Origin of the sequence: Corallococcus exercitus (assembly GCF_003611585.1) — a bacterium.
GTDB lineage: Bacteria > Myxococcota > Myxococcia > Myxococcales > Myxococcaceae > Corallococcus > Corallococcus exercitus.
This window is the reverse complement of record NZ_RAVW01000044.1, coordinates 13,077-33,647: the sequence shown is the minus strand read 5'-3', so window position 1 is coordinate 33,647 and position 20,571 is coordinate 13,077. Positions and strand designations below refer to the sequence as shown.

At 69.0% G+C, this 20,571-nt stretch carries 18 protein-coding genes; 10 read left to right on the top strand and 8 right to left on the bottom strand.

Translation table 11 applies throughout. The features are described from left to right. Positions 1-92 precede the first annotated feature (92 nt). The 4 genes from D7W79_RS08600 to D7W79_RS08585 all read left to right on the top strand — a co-directional run bounded on the left by D7W79_RS08600 (position 93) and on the right by D7W79_RS08585 (position 7,723). Positions 93-1,637 (top strand): PEGA domain-containing protein, encoded by a 1,545-nt coding sequence (locus D7W79_RS08600; protein ID WP_120524859.1) that lies wholly within the window; start codon positions 93-95, stop codon positions 1,635-1,637. Between the two features lie 61 nt (positions 1,638-1,698). After that, positions 1,699-3,120, top strand: coding sequence for an IgA Peptidase M64 (locus tag D7W79_RS08595; protein WP_120524858.1), 1,422 nt, complete (start codon positions 1,699-1,701; stop codon positions 3,118-3,120). 138 nt (positions 3,121-3,258) lie between these two features. Continuing rightward, positions 3,259-5,232, top strand: a complete 1,974-nt coding sequence (locus D7W79_RS08590; RefSeq protein WP_120524857.1) for an Ig-like domain-containing domain — start codon at positions 3,259-3,261, stop codon at positions 5,230-5,232. Between the two features lie 172 nt (positions 5,233-5,404). Next, positions 5,405-7,723, top strand: a complete 2,319-nt coding sequence (locus D7W79_RS08585) for a lamin tail domain-containing protein (RefSeq protein ID WP_244221655.1) — start codon at positions 5,405-5,407, stop codon at positions 7,721-7,723. On the opposite strand, the gene D7W79_RS08580 is transcribed toward D7W79_RS08585, so the two are convergent. Together D7W79_RS08580 and D7W79_RS08575 are read right to left on the bottom strand one after the other, a co-directional pair. Further along, the gene (locus D7W79_RS08580; RefSeq protein WP_147441856.1) at positions 7,724-8,263 is read right to left on the bottom strand and encodes a hypothetical protein; all 540 of its coding nucleotides are present in this window, start codon (positions 8,261-8,263) and stop codon (positions 7,724-7,726) included. 213 nt (positions 8,264-8,476) lie between these two features. After that, the gene (locus D7W79_RS08575; protein WP_120524855.1) at positions 8,477-9,394 is read right to left on the bottom strand and encodes a LysR family transcriptional regulator; all 918 of its coding nucleotides are present in this window, start codon (positions 9,392-9,394) and stop codon (positions 8,477-8,479) included. Positions 9,395-9,494: 100 nt separating this feature from the next. On the opposite strand from D7W79_RS08575, the gene D7W79_RS08570 reads away from it, so the two are divergent. Next, positions 9,495-10,211, top strand: coding sequence for a type 1 glutamine amidotransferase domain-containing protein (locus D7W79_RS08570; RefSeq protein ID WP_120524854.1), 717 nt, complete (start codon positions 9,495-9,497; stop codon positions 10,209-10,211). 15 nt (positions 10,212-10,226) lie between these two features. On the opposite strand, the gene D7W79_RS08565 is transcribed toward D7W79_RS08570, so the two are convergent. After that, positions 10,227-11,045: a DODA-type extradiol aromatic ring-opening family dioxygenase gene (locus tag D7W79_RS08565; protein WP_120524853.1), complete on the bottom strand. Its 819-nt coding sequence runs from the start codon at positions 11,043-11,045 to the stop codon at positions 10,227-10,229. A gap of 79 nt (positions 11,046-11,124) precedes the next feature. On the opposite strand from D7W79_RS08565, the gene D7W79_RS08560 reads away from it, so the two are divergent. Then, positions 11,125-12,108, top strand: a complete 984-nt coding sequence (locus tag D7W79_RS08560) for a hypothetical protein (RefSeq protein WP_120524852.1) — start codon at positions 11,125-11,127, stop codon at positions 12,106-12,108. 131 nt (positions 12,109-12,239) lie between these two features. Then, entirely contained in the window at positions 12,240-12,692 is a 453-nt protein-coding gene (locus D7W79_RS08555) for a hypothetical protein (protein ID WP_147441855.1), read from the top strand. A gap of 2 nt (positions 12,693-12,694) precedes the next feature. Here the strand turns inward: D7W79_RS08555 and D7W79_RS08550 are convergent, their stop codons facing one another. Beyond that, a complete protein-coding gene (locus tag D7W79_RS08550; protein ID WP_120524860.1) occupies positions 12,695-13,111 on the bottom strand; it encodes a FixH family protein in 417 nt (138 codons plus the stop codon). A 92-nt stretch (positions 13,112-13,203) separates the two neighbouring features. Between D7W79_RS08550 and D7W79_RS08545 the strand changes: the two genes are divergently transcribed. The 3 genes from D7W79_RS08545 to D7W79_RS08535 are packed head-to-tail and all read left to right on the top strand — an operon-like array spanning position 13,204 to position 15,729. Beyond that, positions 13,204-13,740, top strand: coding sequence for a hypothetical protein (locus D7W79_RS08545; RefSeq protein ID WP_147441854.1), 537 nt, complete (start codon positions 13,204-13,206; stop codon positions 13,738-13,740). Further along, positions 13,737-14,390, top strand: a complete 654-nt coding sequence (locus tag D7W79_RS08540; protein WP_120524849.1) for an SCO family protein — start codon at positions 13,737-13,739, stop codon at positions 14,388-14,390. Before D7W79_RS08545 ends, D7W79_RS08540 begins: the two co-directional genes overlap by 4 nt. 34 nt (positions 14,391-14,424) lie before the next feature. Next, positions 14,425-15,729 (top strand): hypothetical protein, encoded by a 1,305-nt coding sequence (locus D7W79_RS08535; protein WP_120524848.1) that lies wholly within the window; start codon positions 14,425-14,427, stop codon positions 15,727-15,729. Here D7W79_RS08535 and D7W79_RS08530 read toward each other — a convergent pair. The 4 genes from D7W79_RS08530 to D7W79_RS46185 form a co-directional block, all read right to left on the bottom strand. Then, complete coding sequence (locus D7W79_RS08530; protein WP_120524847.1) at positions 15,726-16,487, bottom strand: immunity 52 family protein; 762 nt, start codon at positions 16,485-16,487, stop codon at positions 15,726-15,728. The two genes, D7W79_RS08535 and D7W79_RS08530, sit on opposite strands and share 4 nt — an antisense overlap. A gap of 12 nt (positions 16,488-16,499) precedes the next feature. Beyond that, on the bottom strand, positions 16,500-17,978 hold the full coding sequence (locus D7W79_RS45690; RefSeq protein ID WP_120524846.1) for a Tox-REase-5 domain-containing protein: 1,479 nt from the start codon (positions 17,976-17,978) through the stop codon (positions 16,500-16,502). Positions 17,979-18,781: 803 nt separating this feature from the next. Further along, positions 18,782-19,972 (bottom strand): HNH endonuclease, encoded by a 1,191-nt coding sequence (locus tag D7W79_RS43185; RefSeq protein WP_147441853.1) that lies wholly within the window; start codon positions 19,970-19,972, stop codon positions 18,782-18,784. A gap of 8 nt (positions 19,973-19,980) precedes the next feature. Then, the gene (locus D7W79_RS46185) at positions 19,981-20,352 is read right to left on the bottom strand and encodes a hypothetical protein (RefSeq protein WP_158616915.1); all 372 of its coding nucleotides are present in this window, start codon (positions 20,350-20,352) and stop codon (positions 19,981-19,983) included. Between the last annotated feature and the right edge of the window lie 219 nt (positions 20,353-20,571).

Here is a 20,571-nt window from a genome sequence, read left to right as displayed (position 1 = left end):
GGGGTCGCTGGCCTGGAGGGTGGACAGTCCGGTAGAGGACGGAACGCGGCCTGCATCGCCGGTCCGGCCATCCCTTCCACACCCACGTGACCATGCCCTTCCGTCCGAAGCCGTCCGCGTTCGCGCTGCTGCTGTGCCTGCTGTGCGCCACCGCCTCGCGGGCCGCGCCCCACCGGCTGGTGGTCTCCAGCGGAGACTGCCGGGACGCGGAGCTGAGCGGCCAGTCCAAGGCGTTCTACGACGCCCTGCGCGCCCGCCCCGAACAGCGCGTGCTGGGCGTCCCCGAGTTCGCCGAGCGCCTCTTCCCCGCGTCCTCGCGCTCCTTCGAGGACCTCCAGCGCCAGCTGGACGCCGCGCAGGACCAGTTCTACGAGGGCCGCAACGCCCGCGCGTCCCAGCTTCTGGACGACGCCCTGCGCGACATCCGCCGCCTGCCGCCGGGCGAGCCGCGCTGGAAGCTCTTCGCCCACGCGCAGCTGCTGCTCGGCCTCAACCAGCGGGCGCTGGGAAAGACGAAGGACAGCGACGCGGCCTTCCTCCAGGTGCTGCGCCTCCAGCCGAAGTACCAGCTGGACCCGGACCAGTACGCCCCCTCCATCCGGCAGGCCTTCGAGAAGCTGCGCCGCGACCTGGCCCGGACGCCCAAGGTGAAGCTGTCGCTGAAGTCCACGCTGCCCGCGTCGGACGTGTACCTGGAGGGCCTGGGCGTCGGGCAGACGCCGCTCACGCTGGAGCTGCCCGCCGGGGCGTACGAGCTGTCCATGGTGAAGGGGGACGCGGTGAGCTTCCCCCGCCAGGTGCAGGCGCAGGGGGCGGACACGCCGCTGCTGGTGGACCTGGCCTATGAGGGGTCGGTGACGGCCGCGCCCTTCCCGTGCCTGTCCGCCACGGACGGCAACGAGGAGCGCACCTTGAGCCACGCGGTGCGCCTGGGCGGCACGCTGGGCGTGGAGGAGGTCATCGTCGTGCGGCTGGAGCGCCCGAGCAGCGGGCCCAAGTGGTTCGCCGCCACGGTGCTCAACGTCGAGGGCGGGCAGAAGCTGCGCGAGGGCGGCTTCAAGACGCAGGGCCTGGACGCGCCCGGGGAGGCGCTCTCCGCGCTGGTGGACTTCGTCACCACCGGACGCTCGCCCTCCAACCTCGTGGTGATGAACAACGCCAACGGCAAGGCGCCCTGGGACGCGGGGAGCAACCGGGGCACGGCGGCGGCCTCCGGCACGGGCGCGGACCTCACCGCCCCCAACCTGCTGTCGGAAGCGGACGTGTCCGGCTCGGTGGCCTCCCCCCGCAGGGGCCTGCGCACGGCGTCGTACGTGGCGGTGGGCGCGGGCGTGGCGGCGCTGGGCGGCGCGGGCGTGGTGCGGCTGCTGGCCCAGAAGGACCTGAACGGCCTGGAGGACCGCCGCGCGGCCAACGGCGGCCAGCTCGTCAGCACGGATGCCCGGGCCGTGGCGCTGCGCGACTCGCTGGTGGGCAAGAGCCACCTCATGACGGGGCTGCTCGTAGGCGGGGGCGCGGCGGTCGTCACCGGGGCGGTGCTCTTCCTCGTGTCCTCCCCCGCGAAGCCGGCGCCCGTGACGCTGGGGGTGGCGGCGGACGGGACGGGCGCGGCGGCGAGCGTGTCTGGATCGTTCTGAGGGGACGTTCCCGGCCGGAGGTTCCTGGCCGGGAGGCACCGGGCGCGTAGAGTCGTGCCCCATGCGCGCTTCCCTCCTGCTGTTGCTGTTCACGGCGAGCACCGCCCTCGCCGCGCCCCGGACGTTCCGCGTCGACTACTTCCACACCGGCAACGCCACCGAGGAGCGCTTCAGCCTGGAGCGGCTGGTGGTGGAGCCGCTGCCCTGGCCGGGCCACCCGGCGCGGGCCATCGACGAGACGAACCTGGGCAAGTACCTCTTCGAGGTGCGGGACCAGCGGACGAACCGGCTCCTGTACTCGCGCGGCTTCGCCTCCATCTTCGGCGAGTGGGAGCTGACGGACGAGGCGAAGGGGGCCCACCGCACCTTCAGTGAGTCGCTGCGCTTCCCCTCGCCGGACCGCCCCGTCCAGGTGATCTTGAAGAAGCGCGACGCCCAGAACGCCTTCCGCGAGATCTGGTCGCTGGTCGTGGATCCGAAGGACCCCTTCGTGGATCCGTCCTCGCCGCCCGCGCCGGGCCCGCTGCTGAAGCTGCTGGAGAACGGGCCACCGCAGGACAAGGTGGACTTCCTCATCCTGGGGGACGGCTACACGGAAGCCGAGCGCGCCAAGTTCGAGAAGGACGCGCGCAAGCTGGTGGAGATCCTCTTCAGCTACTCCCCCTTCAAGGAGCGCAAGGCGGACTTCAACGTCTGGGGGCTGATGCCCGGGGCGGCCGAGTCCGGCATCTCGCGGCCGTCCACCGGCATCCACCGCCGCCCGCCCCTGGGCTCCACCTACGACGCCTTCGGCGCCGAGCGCTACATCCTCACCTTCGACAACGAAGCGCTGCGCGACACCGCCGCCTTCGCGCCCTACGAGTTCGTGGAGATCCTCTCCAACGGCAACACCTACGGCGGCGGCGGCATCTTCAACCTCTTCAGCACCGTGGCCGCCGACAGCCTCTGGGCCCCCTACGTCTTCGTCCACGAGTTCGGCCACCACTTCGCGGGGCTGGCGGACGAGTACTACACCTCCGCCCCCATCTACGGCGCCGCGCCCGCGGAGCGGGTGGAGCCCTGGGAGAAGAACGTCACCGCCCTCCACGACCCCGCCCAGCTCAAGTGGAAGGACCTGGTGGCCCCCGGCACCCCGCTGCCCACGCCCTGGAACCAGGCCACCTATGACGCCCATGCCCTGAAGGTGCAGCAACAGCGGCAGAAGATTCGCGCGGAGCGTCAACCCGAGGCGCAGATGGACGCGCTCTTCGTGGCGCAGCGGGACTGGGAGGAGAAATTCCTGGGCACGCAGAAGCTCTCCGGGAAGGTGGGCGCCTTCGAGGGGGCCCACTACGAGGCGAAGGGGTACTTCCGGCCGCAGACGGACTGCATGATGTTCACCCGGGACCGGGTGCCCTTCTGCGCGGTGTGCCAGCGCGGCATCAGCGAGGTCATCGACCTGTACGCGGGTCCCACGTCCGCTCCGGCGCGGAAGAGTCCCTGACTTCCTGCGATTCCCAGGCCCCTGGGCGTCGTTTGGGGTGACAGGGACGTAGCAGGTGGTTGGGCAAATGGACGCCCCTCTGTTTTCGGGTGTAAGGGGGACCGCATCTGCAGTCTGGACCCCATGGGAGGCATTCACATGCTGAAGCGGAGCCTGAAGCGCAGCTGGCTGCCGGCACTCGTCACCACCGTGTTCGTCACGGTTGGCACGGGTTGCGGCGACGAGTGTGTCGATCAGTTCGACTGTCGTGACAAGGGCACGCCCCCCGAGGGGCAGGTCTACGCCTGCGTGGAGAACAAGTGCGAGCTGCGCACGCTGACCACGCCGGAAGTGGACGCGGGCACGGACGCGGGCACCGGGACGGACGCGGGCTCTGACGCCGGCACGGACGCGGGCACCGGGACGGATGCCGGCACCGACGGCGGCACGACCCCCCAGGCGTGCAGCCCGGCCTGCTCTCTGACCGAGTCCTGCAACATCGAGACGAACACCTGCACGCCCTCCAGCGTCACCACGCCGCTGGCGGAGACGAGCGCGCAGATCGCCGCGTTCGTCGCGGCTCCGGTGGGCGCACCGGCCACGCCGCTGCCCGTCAGCGGCGCGTTCGTGACCTTCATCAAGCCCGCGGTGGCGGGCAGCGCGGCCACGGAGGCATCCGGCTTCTTCCTGCAGGCCGAGGCCAACGGCCCGGCGATGTTCGTGCGGGACTCCGCGTCCACCACGCCGGTCGCCGTGGGTGACCGCGTGACGCTGAACGTCACGGAGAAGGAGATCATCAGCGGGCTCAACGTGGCGAAGACCGTCACGGACCTGACCGTGGTGAGCAAGAACCACGGCGTGTGGAATCTGAGCACCGCGACGCCCGCGGGCCTGAAGGTGGACGTGAACGCGGTCAGCACCTTCGAGGACGCCGGCACGACCAACGTCTACGAGAGCCGCATTGTCACCGTGTCCGGCAAGCTGGCGGCGGGCAACAACAGCGGCACGGCCTTCACCGCCTTCCCGGTCATCACCACGGGTGAGCCGTCCCCCAGCCCCCTGCTCCTGCGCGTGCCCTCCACCGTGTCCACCTACCTGGACATGGTCTCGGGCTGCGACGTGGCGGTGCCCACCGGCATCGTCTGGCGCTTCAACGCCCAGCCCCAGGTGTCCGTGTTCGCGCCGGAGCAGCTCACCGTCACCGGGTGCCCCGCGCCGACGCTGGCGAGCGCCTTCGCGACGGCGCTCACGCAGGTCAAGGTCTCCTTCAGCCGTTCGGTGGACGCGGCCAGCGTCACCGCGGTGCCGACGCAGTTCACGTTCAGCGGCGGCCTCCAGGCGCAGAGCGCGACGGTCATCGGCAGGGACGTCCTCGTGACGACCACCGAGCAGGTCCCGGGGACGGACTACACGGTGTCGGTCGCCAACTCCGTGAAGGACACGGTGGGTGGCGCGGTCACCACCCCGAACTCGGCGGCCTTCAAGGGCTACCGCACGGGCGCCGTCCTGCGCATCACCGAGGTGCAGCCCAGCGCGGCGAACAAGCTGGACCTCGTGGAGCTGCAGGTCGTCACCGCCGGCACGACGGCGGGCCTCCTCCTGCAGCAGGACGTGAACTCCGCCGTGACCCTGGCCACCTTCCCGGACGTGGCCGTGGCCGAGGGCGACATCATCGTGGTCCACATCGCCGGCACGGGCGAGAGCGAGACCACCGCGAAGAACCAGTTCCCCACCAGCAGCACCCCGGCCAACTTCGACACGGCCTGGGACTTCAAGGGCGGGACGACGGATATCACCTTCTCCAGCCGCATCATCCTGGTGCGTGACGCACAGAACGCCATCCAGGACGCGGTGCCCTTCGCGCGCAACGCGCCGAACCAGCCCGGGGCCTTCCCGGGCAACCTCCAGGCCATCCAGGCCGCCGGTCAGTGGCTGCCCGCGGACTGCGGCGGTGCGCTGTGCACGACGACCTCCACGCCCACCGCGGCGGCTGTCTCCGCGGACTGGACCAACGTGCCGTCGTCCGGCGCGACGCCGGCCAGCAACACCGTCCGTCGCGTCAGCGCCACGGACACGAACACGGCCGCCGACTGGGCCGTGGGTGCTCCGTCCTGGGGTGTCGCGAATCCGTAGTCGCCGTCACTGACACCTTGTTGTGACTTGGGGCCGCGCTCCTCCACCTGGGGGGCGCGGCCCTTCTTCTTGGATGACAGGGGGATGTGTCACTCTTGGAAACATGGGGATGCACCGCCCGTCATCGCGATGGACCGTGGTCCCGTTCCGGCGTCTGGACCGGATGGCTTCCATGTCCCTCCCTCGCATCGTCGCGCCACTGCTCGCCCTGCTGCTCGCCGCGTGTCCCGGCTCCACGCCTTCGAATCCGGGCGTGCCCTCCGACAGCGGTGTGCCTTCCGATAGCGGCATCCCGGGTGACGGCGGAGTGCCCGGTGATGGGGGTGGCTTCACCGACAGCGGCGTGCCCGGCGATGGCGGTGCCTCCACCGCCGACAGCGGCGTGCCCGACGACGGTGGCGCGTCTGGCGACGGAGGTGCCTCCACCGACAGCGGCGTGCCCGGCGATGGCGGCCTGCCTTTCGACGGCGGTCTGCCTTTCGACGGCGGTCTGCCTTTCGATGGCGGCATGCAGGGCGATGGCGGCGTGCCTTCCGACGGCGGCCTGCCTTCCGATGGCGGCTCGCAAGGCGACGGCGGCCTGCCGGATGGCGGTGGGGTTCCGACGCTGACGGTGAATTCCCCGGGGCTTGGGGACGGACGCGTGGGGCAGCCCTATGCCGCGCAGCTCAGCGCCTCCGGCGGCCGGGCGCCGTTCACCTGGAGCTTCACCGGGACGCTGGCGGCGGGGCTCACCCTCTCCGCGGACGGCGCCCTGTCCGGCACACCCACCGCCGCGGGCACGACCATCTTCACCGCCATCGTGCGCGACGCGGATGGCGGGACCGCGTCCCTGCAGGTGGTGGTGATCGTGCAGCCCCCGCTCACGCTGTTCACCGTGGGGCACTGGAACCTGGAGTGGTTCGGCGCGCCCAACCAGGGCCCGGTGAACTCCACCTCCGACGGCGGCTGGTCCGACGACCTCCAGGTCACCGGAGCGACGAACGTCATCGGCGGAGCGAGGGCCCACGTCTGGGGCCTGGTGGAGATGGTGGACACCGCGGACTTCAACACGCTCCTGGCGGGACTGCCCGGCACCTACAGCGGCTTCCTCGCCAACAACAGCACGTACGTCCTCAGCGGCGCGTCGCAGTACTCCGCCGGCGAGCAGAAGCCCGGCATCCTCTACGACACCAGCACGCTCACCTACCGCAGCGCCCAGGTCATCCTCACCGCGCAGGCCGCGGACTTCGGCGGACGCCCGCCACTGCGCGTGGACTTCACCACCCGCATCCACGGCGAGGACGCGCCCCTGGTCGTCATCGTCACGCACATGAAGGCCTTCGAGGACCGCACGTCCTACGACCAGCGCCAGCGCTCCGCGGCCGCCCTCAAGAACTACCTGGACCAGTCGCTGCCCACGGCCCGAGTGCTCGTCATCGGTGACTGGAACGACGACCTGGACCACTCCATCACCACGGAGAACGGCGTCGCGCTGTCCTCGCCCTACCTGAACTTCCTGGGCGACCCCACGCACTACACCTTCCTCACGCGGGTGCTGACCGACGCCAACAGCCGCACCACCACTGAATACGACGACGTCATCGACCACACGTTGGTCACCGACGAGGTGGCCGTGGACGCCGTGCCCGGCGGCGTCCAGGTGCTCCGGCCCGACGTGACGATTCCGGACTACTCGCGCACCGTCAGCGACCACTACCCCGTCCTCACCCGCTATGACCTGAGCGGCGTTCCCGGTCCGCGCGTGCGGCTCACCGCGCCCCTGGGCGGCACGTTCGTCGCGGGCACTCCGCTGGCGGTCACGTGGCGCTCGGTGGGGATGAGCACCGTGCGCATCGAGGCCTCCTACGACGGCGGCCACACCTGGAATGTCGTGGCCTCTTCCCTGAGCGCGACCGCGGGCACCTTCACGTGGACCGTGCCCGGCGTGGAGAGCGACCTGGTGCTGGTGCGCGTGGTGGACACGGCCAACGCGTCGTGCTTCGACATGAACCCCGGCCGCATCTGGTTCACGCGCACGGCGCCCCGCGTGGTCATCAACGAGGTGCTCGCCAACGAGCCCGCGCTCCCTGGCGGCACCGCTCACGAGTTCGTGGAGCTCTACAACGCGAGCCCCGTCCCGGTGGACCTGTCCGGCTGGAGCCTGTGGGACGCCCTGAACTGGCAGCACGTCTTCGCCCCGGGCACGGTGCTGCAGCCGGGCCGGCCCCTGGTCGTCTTCGGTGGGCCGGAGGGCTTCACGCCCGGCACGCCCGACACGGTGGCGTCCTCCGGAGGGACGCTGAGCCTCAACAACACGTCGGACATCGTGCAGCTCAAGCGCACGGACGGCGGCGTCGTGGACAGGGTCGAGTACTTCAGCACCGTGGACGCGGTGTCCATCAACCGCTCCCCGGACCTGTCGCCGGACGCGGGCTTCGTGCTGCACACCACGCTGACGCCCGGGCTGAAGTCCTCGCCGGGCCGGCGCGCGGACGGCGGCGCGTTCTAGTCAGCGCAGCGGCGGGGACTCGGGGTCGGGTCCGGGCGTCTTGCGCGCGGGCACCGCGTCCACGTCCCGGGCGATCCACTCCTGGCCCTGGTCCTCGTAGGTGACGCGGATTTCATCGCCCTCGGACAGGTCGCGCAGCTGGGCGTTCTCGTCGCCGCGCTTGAGCCGCGTGGCCTCGTCCACGTGGACCTCCTGCTCCTGGCCGTGGCCGTCCACGAAGAGCACCTCGTCGTCGCCCACCCAGGACACCCGGCCCGCGGCCCAGCCCATGGGCCGTGGCTGCTGACCGGAGCCGCCCGTTCCCTCAGGGGCCGGAGCGGGGCCCGGCGCCCCCTTCGCCTCCGCGCCCGCGTTCTTCAAGGCCTTCGGATCCACGGTCTCCTTGGAGGCCATCAGCCCGCGCAGCACCTCCGAGCGCCCTTCGCGGTGCTTCGCGGAAGGGCCGTCCGGCCCCGGCTCGCCGCCGTTGCACGCCGACAGCCCTCCGAGTCCCATCAGGCCCAGCACCAGCAGGCCCGCCGTCCCGCGCATTCCCCGCATTGGCCACGTCCTCCCGCGTCGTGCGAAGGGGCCCGCGTCCTCCATGGACTCCTCCACGGCGGCACGGGCCCGGTCTCCTCACGGTCAAGATGCGGCCCCCCTGCCCCGCCGGGAACCACGAATGTCCGGGTCTGGATGCGGCCACCGGCAATGACCTCCCTCCCGGCTGGAGGGCAGGCGGGCGCGAGCCCCCCTGGGCCCTGGCGCGCGGCGCTAACGCGGCGCCTGTCCGCCCAGGAGCCAGTCACGCACCGCGACGAAGCGCGCCGTGGGTGCCGCGGCCTTGCGCCATGCGACCCAGAGCGTGCCCCGGGGGCGCCTCGCGGAGCGCCGGCCCGGCTCCGGCGTGAGCGTCACCACCCGCTTCTCCCGCACGGCGGGCGCCACCAGGTAGTCGGGCAGCACCGCCAGCCCCGCGCCCGCCTCCACCAGGGCCAGCATCTCGTCCAGGTTGGCGATGCGGCACACCACCTGCGCCGGCAGAGGCTCCTTCGGGCCGAAGGCGGAGCGCCACCAGGGCGCCAGCATCGCCAGGTCCGCGTCGAAGGCGATGAAGCGATGCGCGCCGTAGTCCCGGGCCGTGCGCGGCGCTCCCCACCGCTTCAGGTACGAGGGCGCGGCCACGGCGACGAACTCCTCCTGGGCCACCGGCCGGACCTCCAGGCCCGGAGCGTCCGGCAGCAGCCCGAGGATGCCCAGGTCCAACGCCCCCTCCAGCAACAGCCGGGACACGCGGCTGGGCACGTCGAAGCGCACGTCCAGCCGCAGCTCCGGGTGGCGCGCCAGCAGGCCCGGCAGGCGGGGCCGGAGCCAGTACCGGAAGAAGGGCCAGGGCCCGCCCAGGGACACCTCGCCACGCACCGCGCGCTGGGCCTCGGAGGCCGCCTCCAGCGCCGCGTCCAGCGCCGGCAGGTGCTCCCCCAGCCGCGCGACGAGGGCAGCACCCGCCGGGGTGAGCCGCGCCCTGCGCCCCACCCGTTCGAACAACGCCACGCCGGCGTGCCGCTCCAGCGCCTTGAGCTGCTGGCCCACGGCGGAGGCGGTGATGCCCAGGCGCGCGGCGGCGGCCGCGTGCGTGCCCGCCCGGCTCACCTCCCACAGCGTCCAGAGCGCTTCGTGATTGCCAAGCATGGCTTCAGTTTATGTGAAGTGACTCGCGGTTTTCTTGGGCACGGCCCGGACGTATTCCTCACCCATCGCCCCATGGACAGGGGCTTGAAGGAGACACCCCATGGAAGCGCTGACCGCCGTGAAGGTCCTGCTCATCGTCACCAGCCACTCGCAGTTCGGGAGCACCGGGGAGAAGACGGGCTTCTGGTTGGAGGAGCTCGCCGCGCCGTACGAGCAGTTCACCCGGGCCGGAGCGCAGGTGGACATCGCCTCGCCGCTGGGTGGCAAGGCGCCCGTGGATCCGCGCAGCGAGAAGGAGGCGACGGAGGACACGCGCGCCTTCCTCGCGGATGCCGAGGCGACGAAGAAGCTGGCGAACACGAAGGTGCTCGCCCAGGTGAAGGACACCTACGACGCCTACTTCGTGGTGGGCGGGCACGGCGTGATGTGGGACCTGTCGCAACACGCGCCCACGCACCAGCTGCTCTCCGCGGGCTACGCGCGGGGCGCGGTGGTGGCGGCCGTGTGCCACGGCCCGGCGGCGCTGGTGGGCGTGAAGGGCCCGGACGGCAAGCCGCTGGTGGCGGGCAAGCGCGTGGCGGGCTTCAGTAACGCGGAGGAGCAGGCGGCGAAGTTCGACGCCATCGTCCCCTTCCCGCTGGAGACCCGGCTGCGCGAGCTGGGCGCCCGCTACGAGTCCGGCCCGCTGTGGAAGAGCTTCACGGTGCGCGACGGGCGGCTCGTCACCGGGCAGAACCCGGCGTCCTCCGCCGCCACCGCGCAGGAGGTCCTCGAGGTCCTGGCCGAGAAGAAGCAGTCCCCGGCCCCCAAGGGCTGAAGGCCCGCGCTGCCGTCAGCCGAACTGGTAGCCGGAGATGCGCGTCCCCATCATGGCGCCGGCCCAGGTGGTGGTGCCCCGGTCCTCACCGGCGGCACCCGCGGCGACCATCAGGGGGAGCAGGTGCTCCTCGCGCGGATGGGCGAGCCGTGCGTAGGGCGCCTGCGTCCACTGCGTGAGCATCTCGTCACGCACGGACGCGGGGGCGGTGGCCGCGTCCTGGACCCAGGCGTCGAACTTCGCGGAGACCTCGTGCACGCGCGGGTCCCCGAAGGCGCGCAGGTTGTGGAACGTCAGCCCGCTGCCGATGATGAAGATGCCCTCGTCGCGAAGCGGCGCGAGCGCCCGGCCCATGGCCAGGTGCTCCGCTGGATCCAACCCCTGCTTCAGCGAGAGCTGGACGCAGGGGATGTCCGCCTCCGGGTACGTGAGCTTCAGCGGGATGAAGGTGCCGTGGTCGTAGCCACGCGCGGGGTCTTCCGCCGTGGCGAAGCCCGCCGTGGAGAGCAGCTCGCGCACGCGCGCGGCGAGCCTCGGGCTGCCCGGCGCCGGCCAGGTGATGCGGTACGACTCCGGCGGGAAGCCGTAATAGTCATACAGGATGGGCGGCGCCTCGGACGTCATCACCGTGGCCACGGGCTCCTCCCAGTGGGCGGAGATGACGAGCAGCGCCTTCGGCGGCGTCGCGAGGCGCTGCCCCACCTGACGCAGGTACGTCGCGAGCGACTGGACCTCCGCTTTCGGAAGGCCCATCTCCACGAACGGCCAGGGGCCGCCGCCGTGCGGGATGAAGACGACGGGCAGGCGCGAAGTGCTGGAAGGGGCGGTCGGCATGGTGTCTCCGGTGTAACGCCCATCCGGCCTCCGCGCATGCCGTCGAGCCAGGCGGCCCTGGGTGCTAGGCTTCGCGCCCATGCCGACGAGCGCCGACGTGGACTGGGCCCAGATCGTGCGCTTCCCCGCCACCCATCCCCACTCCGCTGAATACGAGCGCCTCTGCCGCGAAGCGCGGCTGCAGCCCGCGTTCATCCAGGACTCGTGGGCGCTCATCATCCGGGGACTCCAGCGGCGCGCCGAGTTCATGGCCGCCAGCGCCTGGAACCTGCCCGTCCCCGAGTTCCTCGCGCTGGACCGGCTGCTCAGCGCCAGGGCCCGGGACCTGCTGATGCCCACGGCCCGGGGCACGCCGCTGGCCCTCTGGTCCGGAGGAATCCAGGTCAGCGAATACGTGCGCGCCCGGGGCTACGACACGCTGGAGAGCACCGTGTACGGCGGCATCCTGGACAAGCTGACCAACCCCCGGTTCAAGGTGTGGCTGGGCAGCGACGACTGGGGACCGCAGGGCGCGCTCTGGGACACCCTCTCCACCCGGTACGTGGAGGCCGCCGCGGGCTGCCGCGACACGATGCACGTCTTCCTGCGCACCCACGACCTCGAGTCCACGTTCTATGGCGAGGAGCTGATCAACTGGCGCAAGGCGAAGCGCAAGCAGGAGCACGAGCCGGATGGGCTGACGTACCACGTCCTCGTGGGCCTGGACTCCTTCGGCCTGGAGCGGGTCTTCCACCGGGAGCGGGACGCGAAGCTGTTCCTGCTGGGGTTCCTCGGGCAGATCCAGCAGCGGTTCGAGCGGGGCATGCTCGAAGAGGGCGTGAACCACCGCTACCGGAGCGAGGTGTGGAGGGACAACGCGCGGGCCTTCGAGGACACCCGCCGCAAGAAGACCTACGCGGCGTACCGCCACTACATGAAGCACCCGCTCCGGGAGCTCGTCGAGCAGTTCTGCGAGGCGGAGCAGGAGCGCTCGCCGGACCGGGACTTCGACCCGCGGAAGTTCTCGTCCGTGATGGACGAGCTCCTGCTCAAGACCCGGGCCCGGCGCGACCGGGACGGGTGACCCCTCCAGCATCAGGCCTCGGGCCCTGCACCAGGGGACACGCACCACCGCACTCCGAATGGAGGTCCGCGTGCGCTGGAGACACGGCGTCTTCTGGTATGAATTGGCGCGGGGACCGCCATGGGGGCTTCATGAAGAACATCATCGGCTGGGCGCTCGCCGCGTTCGGCGTGTTTGGCATTGGCAGCGAAATCGACAAGCTGATCAAGGGCACCGTGGACCAGACGGTCGCGGGGCTCATCCTCGGCGCCGTCTTCGTCCTCGCAGGCCTGGCCCTCATCCGCTCCGCGCGGCGCGCGAAGCTGCCGCCCGAGTTGAGGGATGCCCCCGGGGTGCGGGCCGCGCTGGACTCCCGCGACGTCGAGCGGATCGTGCTCGCCTGCGCGAAGCAGCACGGAGGCCGCGTCACCATCGCCGAGGTGGCGGCGAGCAGTCAGCTCTCGTTCACCGAAGCCAAGGAGGTGCTGGAGGGGCTGTCGCACGCGGGCGCCTGCACCGTGGATGTCACGGAGAACGGCGCGTTCATCTACGCGTTCAGCGGCCTGATGCCGCGTGAGACGGCTCGCGCGGCCCTCGAGCCCTGAGCCTACCGTCCCAGCTTGAGGGTGACGGTGGCGGTGTCCTCCACCGTCCCCTTCAGCGTGAAGCGCAGCTCCCAGACGCCGGGCATGAAGAGGTCCGCGTCGGACACCTCGAAGGTCCCGGGCTCCCGAGCGGTGACGCGGGGGACCTCGGAGATGCCGTGGCCCATGGCGGGCATCCAGGGCTGGACGGTCAGCACGACACCGGGCACCGGCTTGCCCGACCCGGCGTCGGTGACGCGCACCTGGAAGGTCTGAACGCCTCGTCGCAGGGCCGGCATCGCGGAGAGGACCTCCACGCGGAGCCGGCCGGAGGCGCTGGCCGCCGTCCCCACGGAGGTTCGCGCGCTCACAGTTCCCGCGTCTGGACCGGCGGAGGGCGTCGCGCCCCACAACAGCATCCCCATCAGCAGTGCCTTCATCATTCCCGCCATGTAGCGGAAGAGGTCGGCCTGCGTTCTGCGACAAGGTGTCGCATCGCGCATGCGGCCCGGATGCGAGAGGGTGCGCCGGCATGTCCGCTCCTCCGTCCTCGTCATGGGTGTTCGTGGTGCTGGGAGCCGCGGGGTTGACCGTGTCCGCGCTCGCGTGCGCGGGGCTCGTGGCGGTGCTGGACTTCGCCTGGTCGGAGGCGCCTGCCCCGAACGACACCTGGGAGCTGGAGGTCCCGCCCCCGGTGTATGGCCCGCTGCCCGCGCTCACGCTTCGCGATGACCGGGGACAGCCGCTGGACACCGGGCAGCTGCATGGACAGCTCACCCTGCTCCAGGGCGTGTTGAAGCCGGAGGCGCAATCCCTCTCCGTCCTGCGACGCATCCAGGAGCGGCTGGAGGCGGACGGCGTCCCTGTCCGGGTCGTCATCGCGGCGTCGCGGGACGAATCCACGGAACTCCACCCGGGCTGGCAGCGGCTCTGGGAGCGCGGACGCCTCCTGTTGCTGGTGGATCAACGCCTCCAGGTCCGGGGCGCGTACGACTCGAGCCAGGACCTCCCCACCTCCGAACGCGTCATCGCGGACGCACGCTGTCTGCGCACCTGCCGCCTCCCATGAACTCCATGTCCCCTCCTCGCAAGTCCCTTCCCTGGCTCGCACTCGCGGGGGTGCTGGCAGTCGCGCTGGTGCTCCTCGCATGGCCGCGTGTTCAACGCGAACGCGCGCGCATCGCCGCGGAGAACCTGCCCCGGTACGGGCCGCTCCCGCGCTTCGAGCTGACGGCGCAGACGGGACGCTCCTTCTCCGACGCCGACATGCGAGGCCACCTCTACGTGGCGGACTTCTTCTTCACCCGCTGCCCCACCGTCTGCCCGCTGCTCACGGAGAAGATGCTGCGGGTGCAGCGTCAGGCGCGGGAGCGGGGATTGGACCTGCGCTTCGCCTCGTTCAGCGTGGATCCGCGTCATGACACGCCGGAGCGGCTGACCACCTATGCGCGCGACCACCGCATCGACACGTCCAACTGGACGCTGTTGACGGGTCCGTTGGATCAGGTGGAGACGACCGTGCTGGAGGGCTTCCGGGTGATGATGGGTCGCGACGCCGACGCGGGCGAGGACGACTTCTTCAGCGTCTTCCACGGCGAGCACTTCATCCTCGTGGACGCCGGGGGACAGCTTCGCGGCTACTACCGCGTCACCGAGGGCGAGGAGGGATTGGAGGCCCTGCTCCGGGACGCGCGGCTGCTGGCACAAGCGCAGGAGTGACGGCGCGGGCCGCCTCCCGTACCGTGCCCTGGAGATGACCCGTCCCGATCCTGCCGTCATGGCCCTGCTGGAGCGCGTCTACAGCTCGCGCAACAGCGCCTTCGATGACGACGGCCGCTACAGCCACCGGATCCCCTCCACCTTCACGGAGGCGGATCATCAGCAACTGAAGGCGGCCGGGCTGGTGCCCAACGCCTTCATCCAGTGGGGACATGACGAGGCCATCGACACGCTGCGCCGGTCCGCCGCGAAGGTCGACCTGCGCCCGGCGGCCGATGCGTTCGTGGCCTCGATGGTGTCCGCCGACCTCGCCTGGTTGAGCGTGCTGCCCGCCGCCATCCTGGGGAGGGCCATGCCGGCCCACGCCGAAGAGCGCATGGGAGGAGGCAGCTGCCGTGTCTGCTTCTTCAACGCAGGCGCCATCGACGTCACCTCCGTCGCGTATCTGCGTCACCTGTCGGGCGGGGACTGGGGTGTCGACCATCCGGTCAACGGCGCGCTCGCCCTGGCCGCGGCCCTCGACAGCCCGCCTTCCTCCTGGCCCACGCCCACGCCCCGGGATGTCTGGGTGTTCCACCAGGTGCTCGAGCTGTTGCGCGGCCTTCCCCCCGCGACGCGCTACAGCCAGGCGCGCACCGCGCTCCACAAGGCCCGGCTCTTGAGCGCCAACCGTCCCTATCGCTGCGAGACCGTGCTGGAAGCGCTCGCGTTCATCGGCATCCTCCAGACACCGGAACATCCGGGCCTGATGACCCGCTTCACGCCAGCCATCGAGCGCGACCGTCGTCCCTCGACCCACGTCGAGGTGCCGGCGCCGCTGGCGTGGTGGTCCGCGAAGGAGGGCCTCCAAGAGACGCTGGTGGCCACGCTGTTCGGCCATCTCCCACGGCCGGAGGCGGAGCCCCCCGCACCCATCGCAACCGCGCCCGCGCGCCGCAAGACGGCCAGCCCGGCCGGCTCCCGGCCCAGGTCCATCACGGGCCCGCCGACGCCGGGCAGCGTGTACGCCATCCGCTTGCGCGAGGACCTGTGGGGGGCGGCCTATTGCCATGAGGTGCGCACCGACGGCCGGGGCATCCTGCGAGGCCGGATGGAGTACCTCGACCTGCTCTCCCCCGCGCCGCCCACGGCGGAGCAGGTGGTGGGCATCGGCTTCCGGGATCGTCTGAGTGGCGAGCGCTGGCAGACCTGGTGCGGCGGGCTCGACAAGACCCCCGGGGTCAAACGCATCGAGGTAGACGTGCCCGCCCCTCCGCACGGCCAGCCCGTGCCGGAGCGCATCCCCACGGGAGGCGCGAGCGAGCTGCGGCACCTCGCGGGTTGGAACTTCAAGCTCTAGGGTGAGAGCACGGGTCGCAGCAGGCCCGCTCGAGCCAACAACTCACGCACACGCCGCGCTAGCGTAATGTGCTCGGGGTTGGCGACCGTGAAGCGCTCGGGGGTCAGGATGATCAATGTGCCCTTGTCCTCCACCTGCTCGATGCGCACGGGGGCGGGAAGTGGCGGCACCGTGCCCAAGCGAATTGATAGGTACGTAAACCACCCCAGGGAAAAGGGCGCCGAGTCTGGCTCCGGGTACTGCATCCTGTATGCGCTGGAGCCTGCCAACGCCCAATCCGGCTCCCAAGAAGACACCATGCCGCGCACAACGTCCGTCAGCACTGGCGTAGTGAGCAACCGGCCCGCATTCAGCCCTTTCGATGGCAGGGAAAGTACGCAGTGGTTGGAAACGGCTTCTGAATACATGCCGCCATTGATGCGCAGACTCGCGTAATCACCACCGGTCCCACCGTTGTCAAAGGAGAAGCGAAAGCCCAATTGCTCGATGATCGGCCCTCCCTTCTCGCGGTTAACGCCTCGTCGGAACAGCTCGGTCAAGGTGGGCACATCAGGCGGCATGAGGGGCGCATTGCGCGCGTCCTTGCGTGACTTGGCGGGCTTGTACCATTGAGCCAGAAGGGGGTCGCACGAAGCCAGGAGGTTGAGGAAGGTTGCCGTTCGCCGAGCACACTCCTCGGGTGACTCCTTACGCGGGCCCCAGTAGGCGCCAGCATTGTAGGTTTCAGGGTAGCTCTCAGGCTCGGACTTACCGGTCACGATGTTCTCTCCTCAGAGCGCCGGAGTGCTGATGATCTTGATTCCTTTGACTTCCGCGTCCTCAAGCAGCTTCCGGATGGCATTCGCGGCATGCGTCTCCGAGACGTGCCACTCGATGGGGATGCCCATACCCCGTACCTTGTCGCTCTGTCGCTGGGCTTGGTCAATGAGCCCCTGTGCTCCGGAGTTCCGGAACCACTCCTTGGGCTCCAGTCCCTCGAAGAACTTCGCGTAACCGGGTCCCTTGGCCTCCAGCAGTACCCCGTCCTTGAAGCCGTCGAACTTCACGCCTCCGCTGTTCGGGCCCACGCCTCCGACCCAGTACGCCTCATCCGCCGAGTGCCCCGTGATCTGCTCCTGGTAGCGCCGAGCAGGCGGCTTCAAGGACTCATTGGCGGACCCCCATTGCCCAGGCCCCATGGAGGGCGCAGCGCCCGTGCCGGTCGTGTTGGACCGCAGGAGGATGACAGCGGCTCCAGGGCCTCCGCCCAGCACCGCCGCCGCACGTCCCACTGGCACCGCGACGCGCTCCAGCGCCAGCGCTCCTTCCGCCGACAGTGAGAGCACTGGCACCGAGACTTCCGCCCCCAGCGCCATCCCCTTCAGCGTCCGTGTCGTGGCCGAGGCCGCGCCCCAGGTGACGAACAGGCCCGTCGTCAGTCGTGACGCTTCGCGGATCTGCTCACCACGGGTCATGGACTGGAAGCGCTCCCAGTACGCGGGCGATGAGGCGATGAGTGCAGCTACGCCCGCAGGCAGGTTGCGGAGACCCGCGACGCTATCCACGGGACGCGTGAGCACCTGTCCCAGCGCGTGGTACAGCTCCACGAAGGCATCCTCGGCTCCATCCAGCGAGCGGTTGATGACGTCCGCGTCGTCGTACACCTCTGCCAGGGGTCGCCCATCCGAGGCCTGGAGCCGCGCATCCACGGCACGGAAGACGCCGCCCTTGCCGCTGTAGAAGCGGCCCAGCTCGAAGCCGTGCGCGCGGAAGGCGCCGTCCTTCCACTCGACGGGTGCCACCTTCTGCTGCGTGCGTCCGCTGAGCGCCCACGCGAGGTAGCCGTCCGGTCGCAACACCGCGACCTGCTCCCGAGAGAATCGCTCCACTCGTCGCAGCAGTTCCTCGCGTGAGACTTCGCCGTTCTCCAGCACCTCGCGCAGCAGGAAGCTCGCCGCCATCCGAGGCGGGAAGTAGGCCAGCGTGACGGGCTTCTCCAGAAGCACGTCCAGCAGCCGCGCCGCTTGTGTCGGTGTCAGCACGGCGCCCAGAGGACGCGCGTCCCGCGTCTCCAGTCCCGCGTCCGTCAGCAACTGCTCCCAGGCATCCGTGCGCACGCCGGAGCTCGCGATGGCGCGGACGGCATTCGTGCCTGGAGTTCGTGCCCTCGCGGACTCCCGGGGCGCGTAGCGCAGGGTCCTGCTGGAGGCAGTCGAGGCACAGCCCGTGAGAAATACGACCGCGCAACACAACAGGACGCCCACGCGCATGGGTCCACTCCAGGTCCGGACGCAGGTGACGACGTCCCTTCCTGGAGTGTCCCCCAGCCGCGCCTACTGGATGGCGAAGATGAGCGTCACCTTCGCCAGTGCGACAGGAAACCTCACGCAGGACGCGCGGTTACCCACCTGTCGCCCTGGTTCCGCTCGGGACGCCATCCCGTTCTGGCCCGGGGGGGTTCCCTGGTGTGCCCCTTCAATCCTCGCTGGAGGGGCACACTGGGGGCACATAGCCGTAAGGTAGCAGAGCACTTGGCCACCCCTGAATGATTTCGAGCACGACAGGTTCAATGTGACGCGCAGATGCCTCTATCCCCCAGCCTCTTTGGATTAGCCCTCAGTTGAAGCATCCCTCTTGAGCGTCACTTCCATCTAAAAGTGAAGTCGGATGTTCATCTCTCCACGTAACAGTACCAGCCCTTGATTCGCCTAGCGGAGCGGAGGACGAGCTTGGCGTTTCCGCGAGGGGTTTCCGCGAGTTCGAGCACTTCCTCTATCCGCCGTGCGTCGCGTGCAAGTGCGAGAAACATGTCGACCGCGCTCATATGAGTGTCGGACGCGAGGGAGAAAGACTGCGAGCCCAGCGGCGTCGGAAACCGAAAAGCCAAGTATTTAACGCGATTACCCATGGGTCCCAGGCTCCCATCAAGCTGATAGGCCTTGGGGGCACTCCTTCGAGCCTCATCAAGAACTCGAACCAACTCCGCAAGACCAGTCACTTCAATCGGCATTACGGCTCCTCCCAATTCGCACGCCAAGATTACGGCCACACACTCCGCCCGCTCCAACAGCGCCTACTTTTGCGCAGCGGGAAGCACAGCAACAAAATGGTCGTACGCCACCTTCACATCAGCAACAATAGACTCCATCGCATCCACAAGTCGCAGATATCTATCTTCTTGCTCCGGAGATGGAGAGCCCCTGTCGACATTCCCTTGAGGCCAAAGGGCAAAAGCCGTATCTCGTTCATCAGCGCTCCCAGCAGAAGGGTACGGATAGAACCAACTTGCAACAAAACCAACCAACTGCTTAACAGCCAAGTACAACTCATCAAGAGGCTGATATCCCGTACTTGCCGAGGCTGGCGCCGAGAGAGGCAAATAGTCCTTCACAACACCCAAGAACTTCCTAAATGGACCAATCTGTCGCAAGAAAACCAAGTGATCTACGTCCATGGCCGCGAGCAGTTCAGCAACAACCTGCTTGCTCAACACAAGAGGCACCTGCTCCACAAGTTGGCGCAGCGCCCTGTCGTCATGAAACCTCGCCAAGCTCACAATATCGACTGGCGTTTCAATAACTGGCCCATGAGCCAACCTGACCTTGAGCAGGCCAACAGTCGCCCCATCAGGAAGGGGTAGACGCTCCCCCCCATCCTCAAAGCTCCATCCAAAAAACCACGAACCTTCAACTCCGTCGAAGGCCTGTAGCCGCTCACCTCGATGGTCCAACTTACGAAACCCGCCTCTATTACTCGGAAAGCTATTACTGGTCGCGTTGACTTCTGTCCCTACGGTTAGCGTGGCACCCATCATCGTCATCGGCTGTTCGGACTCATTACGGACGGAGACCGTCACAATGTAGTCTTGATGCGTGCTCGAATACACCGCCGTTGCCCAGTCGAACACGGGCACAACCCCATTGGGCGCTCCTACAAGCCCACCCATACGGAGCTCTGCTTCAGCCTTACGCGCGAGAAGCAACGCCACAGTAAAGGTCACCTCGTCGCGATCAATCTTGCCGTGACAGTTTCTGCACAGCCAAATACCATTCTCAATAGCGCGTCGCTGGTCATCTGTCATCGAGGGGTCGTAGCGGCGAGCATCAGGCTTGTTGCCCTTTATATGCGCAGCCTCTCCAATCGAGGTGACTGCATTAGGGGCTTCTGCCGAGGCACCCTTCGTGTGGACAAGGCAAAAGGAACAACATGCCCCCACACGTTCAGACAACGTCCGTTTCGTAGTTTCTAGAAACTCTCCGCTCATCGTCCCTCCTACTCAGGTGGCCACAAGCCTATCTTAGCTTGCATTTGGGCAACATCGACGAGCGTCCAGGGCGACTCATCGCCGGCAAGACCGATGACGCTGGCAAGCTCGACGAGCGACTGTGGCACGAGCGCTGAGTGAAGCTGACTGCTCCGCATCGCCGATGCGTAAGACGAAGACCCGGGATGGGCGAGAACTGCGTCGATACCGCCGACGCGGGGAAGGTAGAGCGACTCTTTGCCTGGCTCCAGAACTTCCGGCGCCTCGTGACTCGCTACGAGGTGGAGGTGGAGGTGGAGAGCTTCCTCGGCTTCCTCCACCTCGGCTGCATCCTCATCCTCTTGAGGCAATTCTGAGATCACCTCTAGCTTCCAGCTCATCCGCCCAAGGGAGGCCAAACCTCTTTTCAAACTGGGACGGAGGAAGAAGCAGCACCATGCACTGATGAAAGGCGTCGAGAACAAATTCGCGGGCCAGGATCCTCACACTGGAGACGACCCTTACCCTTGACCAGCCCAGTCCACACTTTCCGTCAGCGGCTGTTAGGGTATCCCATGGCCAGTCGCTCTTGCGGCGGTAAGCACGCCAGTCTCTTCCGT

Coding starts and splice junctions, on each gene's coding strand:
- D7W79_RS08600 (WP_120524859.1), top strand. CDS start 93: ATGCCCTTCCGTCCGAAGCCGTCCGCGTTCGCGCTGCTGCTGTGCCTG.
- D7W79_RS08595 (WP_120524858.1), top strand. CDS start 1,699: ATGCGCGCTTCCCTCCTGCTGTTGCTGTTCACGGCGAGCACCGCCCTC.
- D7W79_RS08590 (WP_120524857.1), top strand. CDS start 3,259: ATGCTGAAGCGGAGCCTGAAGCGCAGCTGGCTGCCGGCACTCGTCACC.
- D7W79_RS08585 (WP_244221655.1), top strand. CDS start 5,405: ATGTCCCTCCCTCGCATCGTCGCGCCACTGCTCGCCCTGCTGCTCGCC.
- D7W79_RS08580 (WP_147441856.1), bottom strand. CDS start 8,263: ATGCGGGGAATGCGCGGGACGGCGGGCCTGCTGGTGCTGGGCCTGATG.
- D7W79_RS08575 (WP_120524855.1), bottom strand. CDS start 9,394: ATGCTTGGCAATCACGAAGCGCTCTGGACGCTGTGGGAGGTGAGCCGG.
- D7W79_RS08570 (WP_120524854.1), top strand. CDS start 9,495: ATGGAAGCGCTGACCGCCGTGAAGGTCCTGCTCATCGTCACCAGCCAC.
- D7W79_RS08565 (WP_120524853.1), bottom strand. CDS start 11,045: ATGCCGACCGCCCCTTCCAGCACTTCGCGCCTGCCCGTCGTCTTCATC.
- D7W79_RS08560 (WP_120524852.1), top strand. CDS start 11,125: ATGCCGACGAGCGCCGACGTGGACTGGGCCCAGATCGTGCGCTTCCCC.
- D7W79_RS08555 (WP_147441855.1), top strand. CDS start 12,240: ATGAAGAACATCATCGGCTGGGCGCTCGCCGCGTTCGGCGTGTTTGGC.
- D7W79_RS08550 (WP_120524860.1), bottom strand. CDS start 13,111: ATGAAGGCACTGCTGATGGGGATGCTGTTGTGGGGCGCGACGCCCTCC.
- D7W79_RS08545 (WP_147441854.1), top strand. CDS start 13,204: ATGTCCGCTCCTCCGTCCTCGTCATGGGTGTTCGTGGTGCTGGGAGCC.
- D7W79_RS08540 (WP_120524849.1), top strand. CDS start 13,737: ATGAACTCCATGTCCCCTCCTCGCAAGTCCCTTCCCTGGCTCGCACTC.
- D7W79_RS08535 (WP_120524848.1), top strand. CDS start 14,425: ATGACCCGTCCCGATCCTGCCGTCATGGCCCTGCTGGAGCGCGTCTAC.
- D7W79_RS45690 (WP_120524846.1), bottom strand. CDS start 17,978: ATGCGCGTGGGCGTCCTGTTGTGTTGCGCGGTCGTATTTCTCACGGGC.
- D7W79_RS43185 (WP_147441853.1), bottom strand. CDS start 19,972: ATGAGCGGAGAGTTTCTAGAAACTACGAAACGGACGTTGTCTGAACGT.
- D7W79_RS46185 (WP_158616915.1), bottom strand. CDS start 20,352: ATGAGCTGGAAGCTAGAGGTGATCTCAGAATTGCCTCAAGAGGATGAG.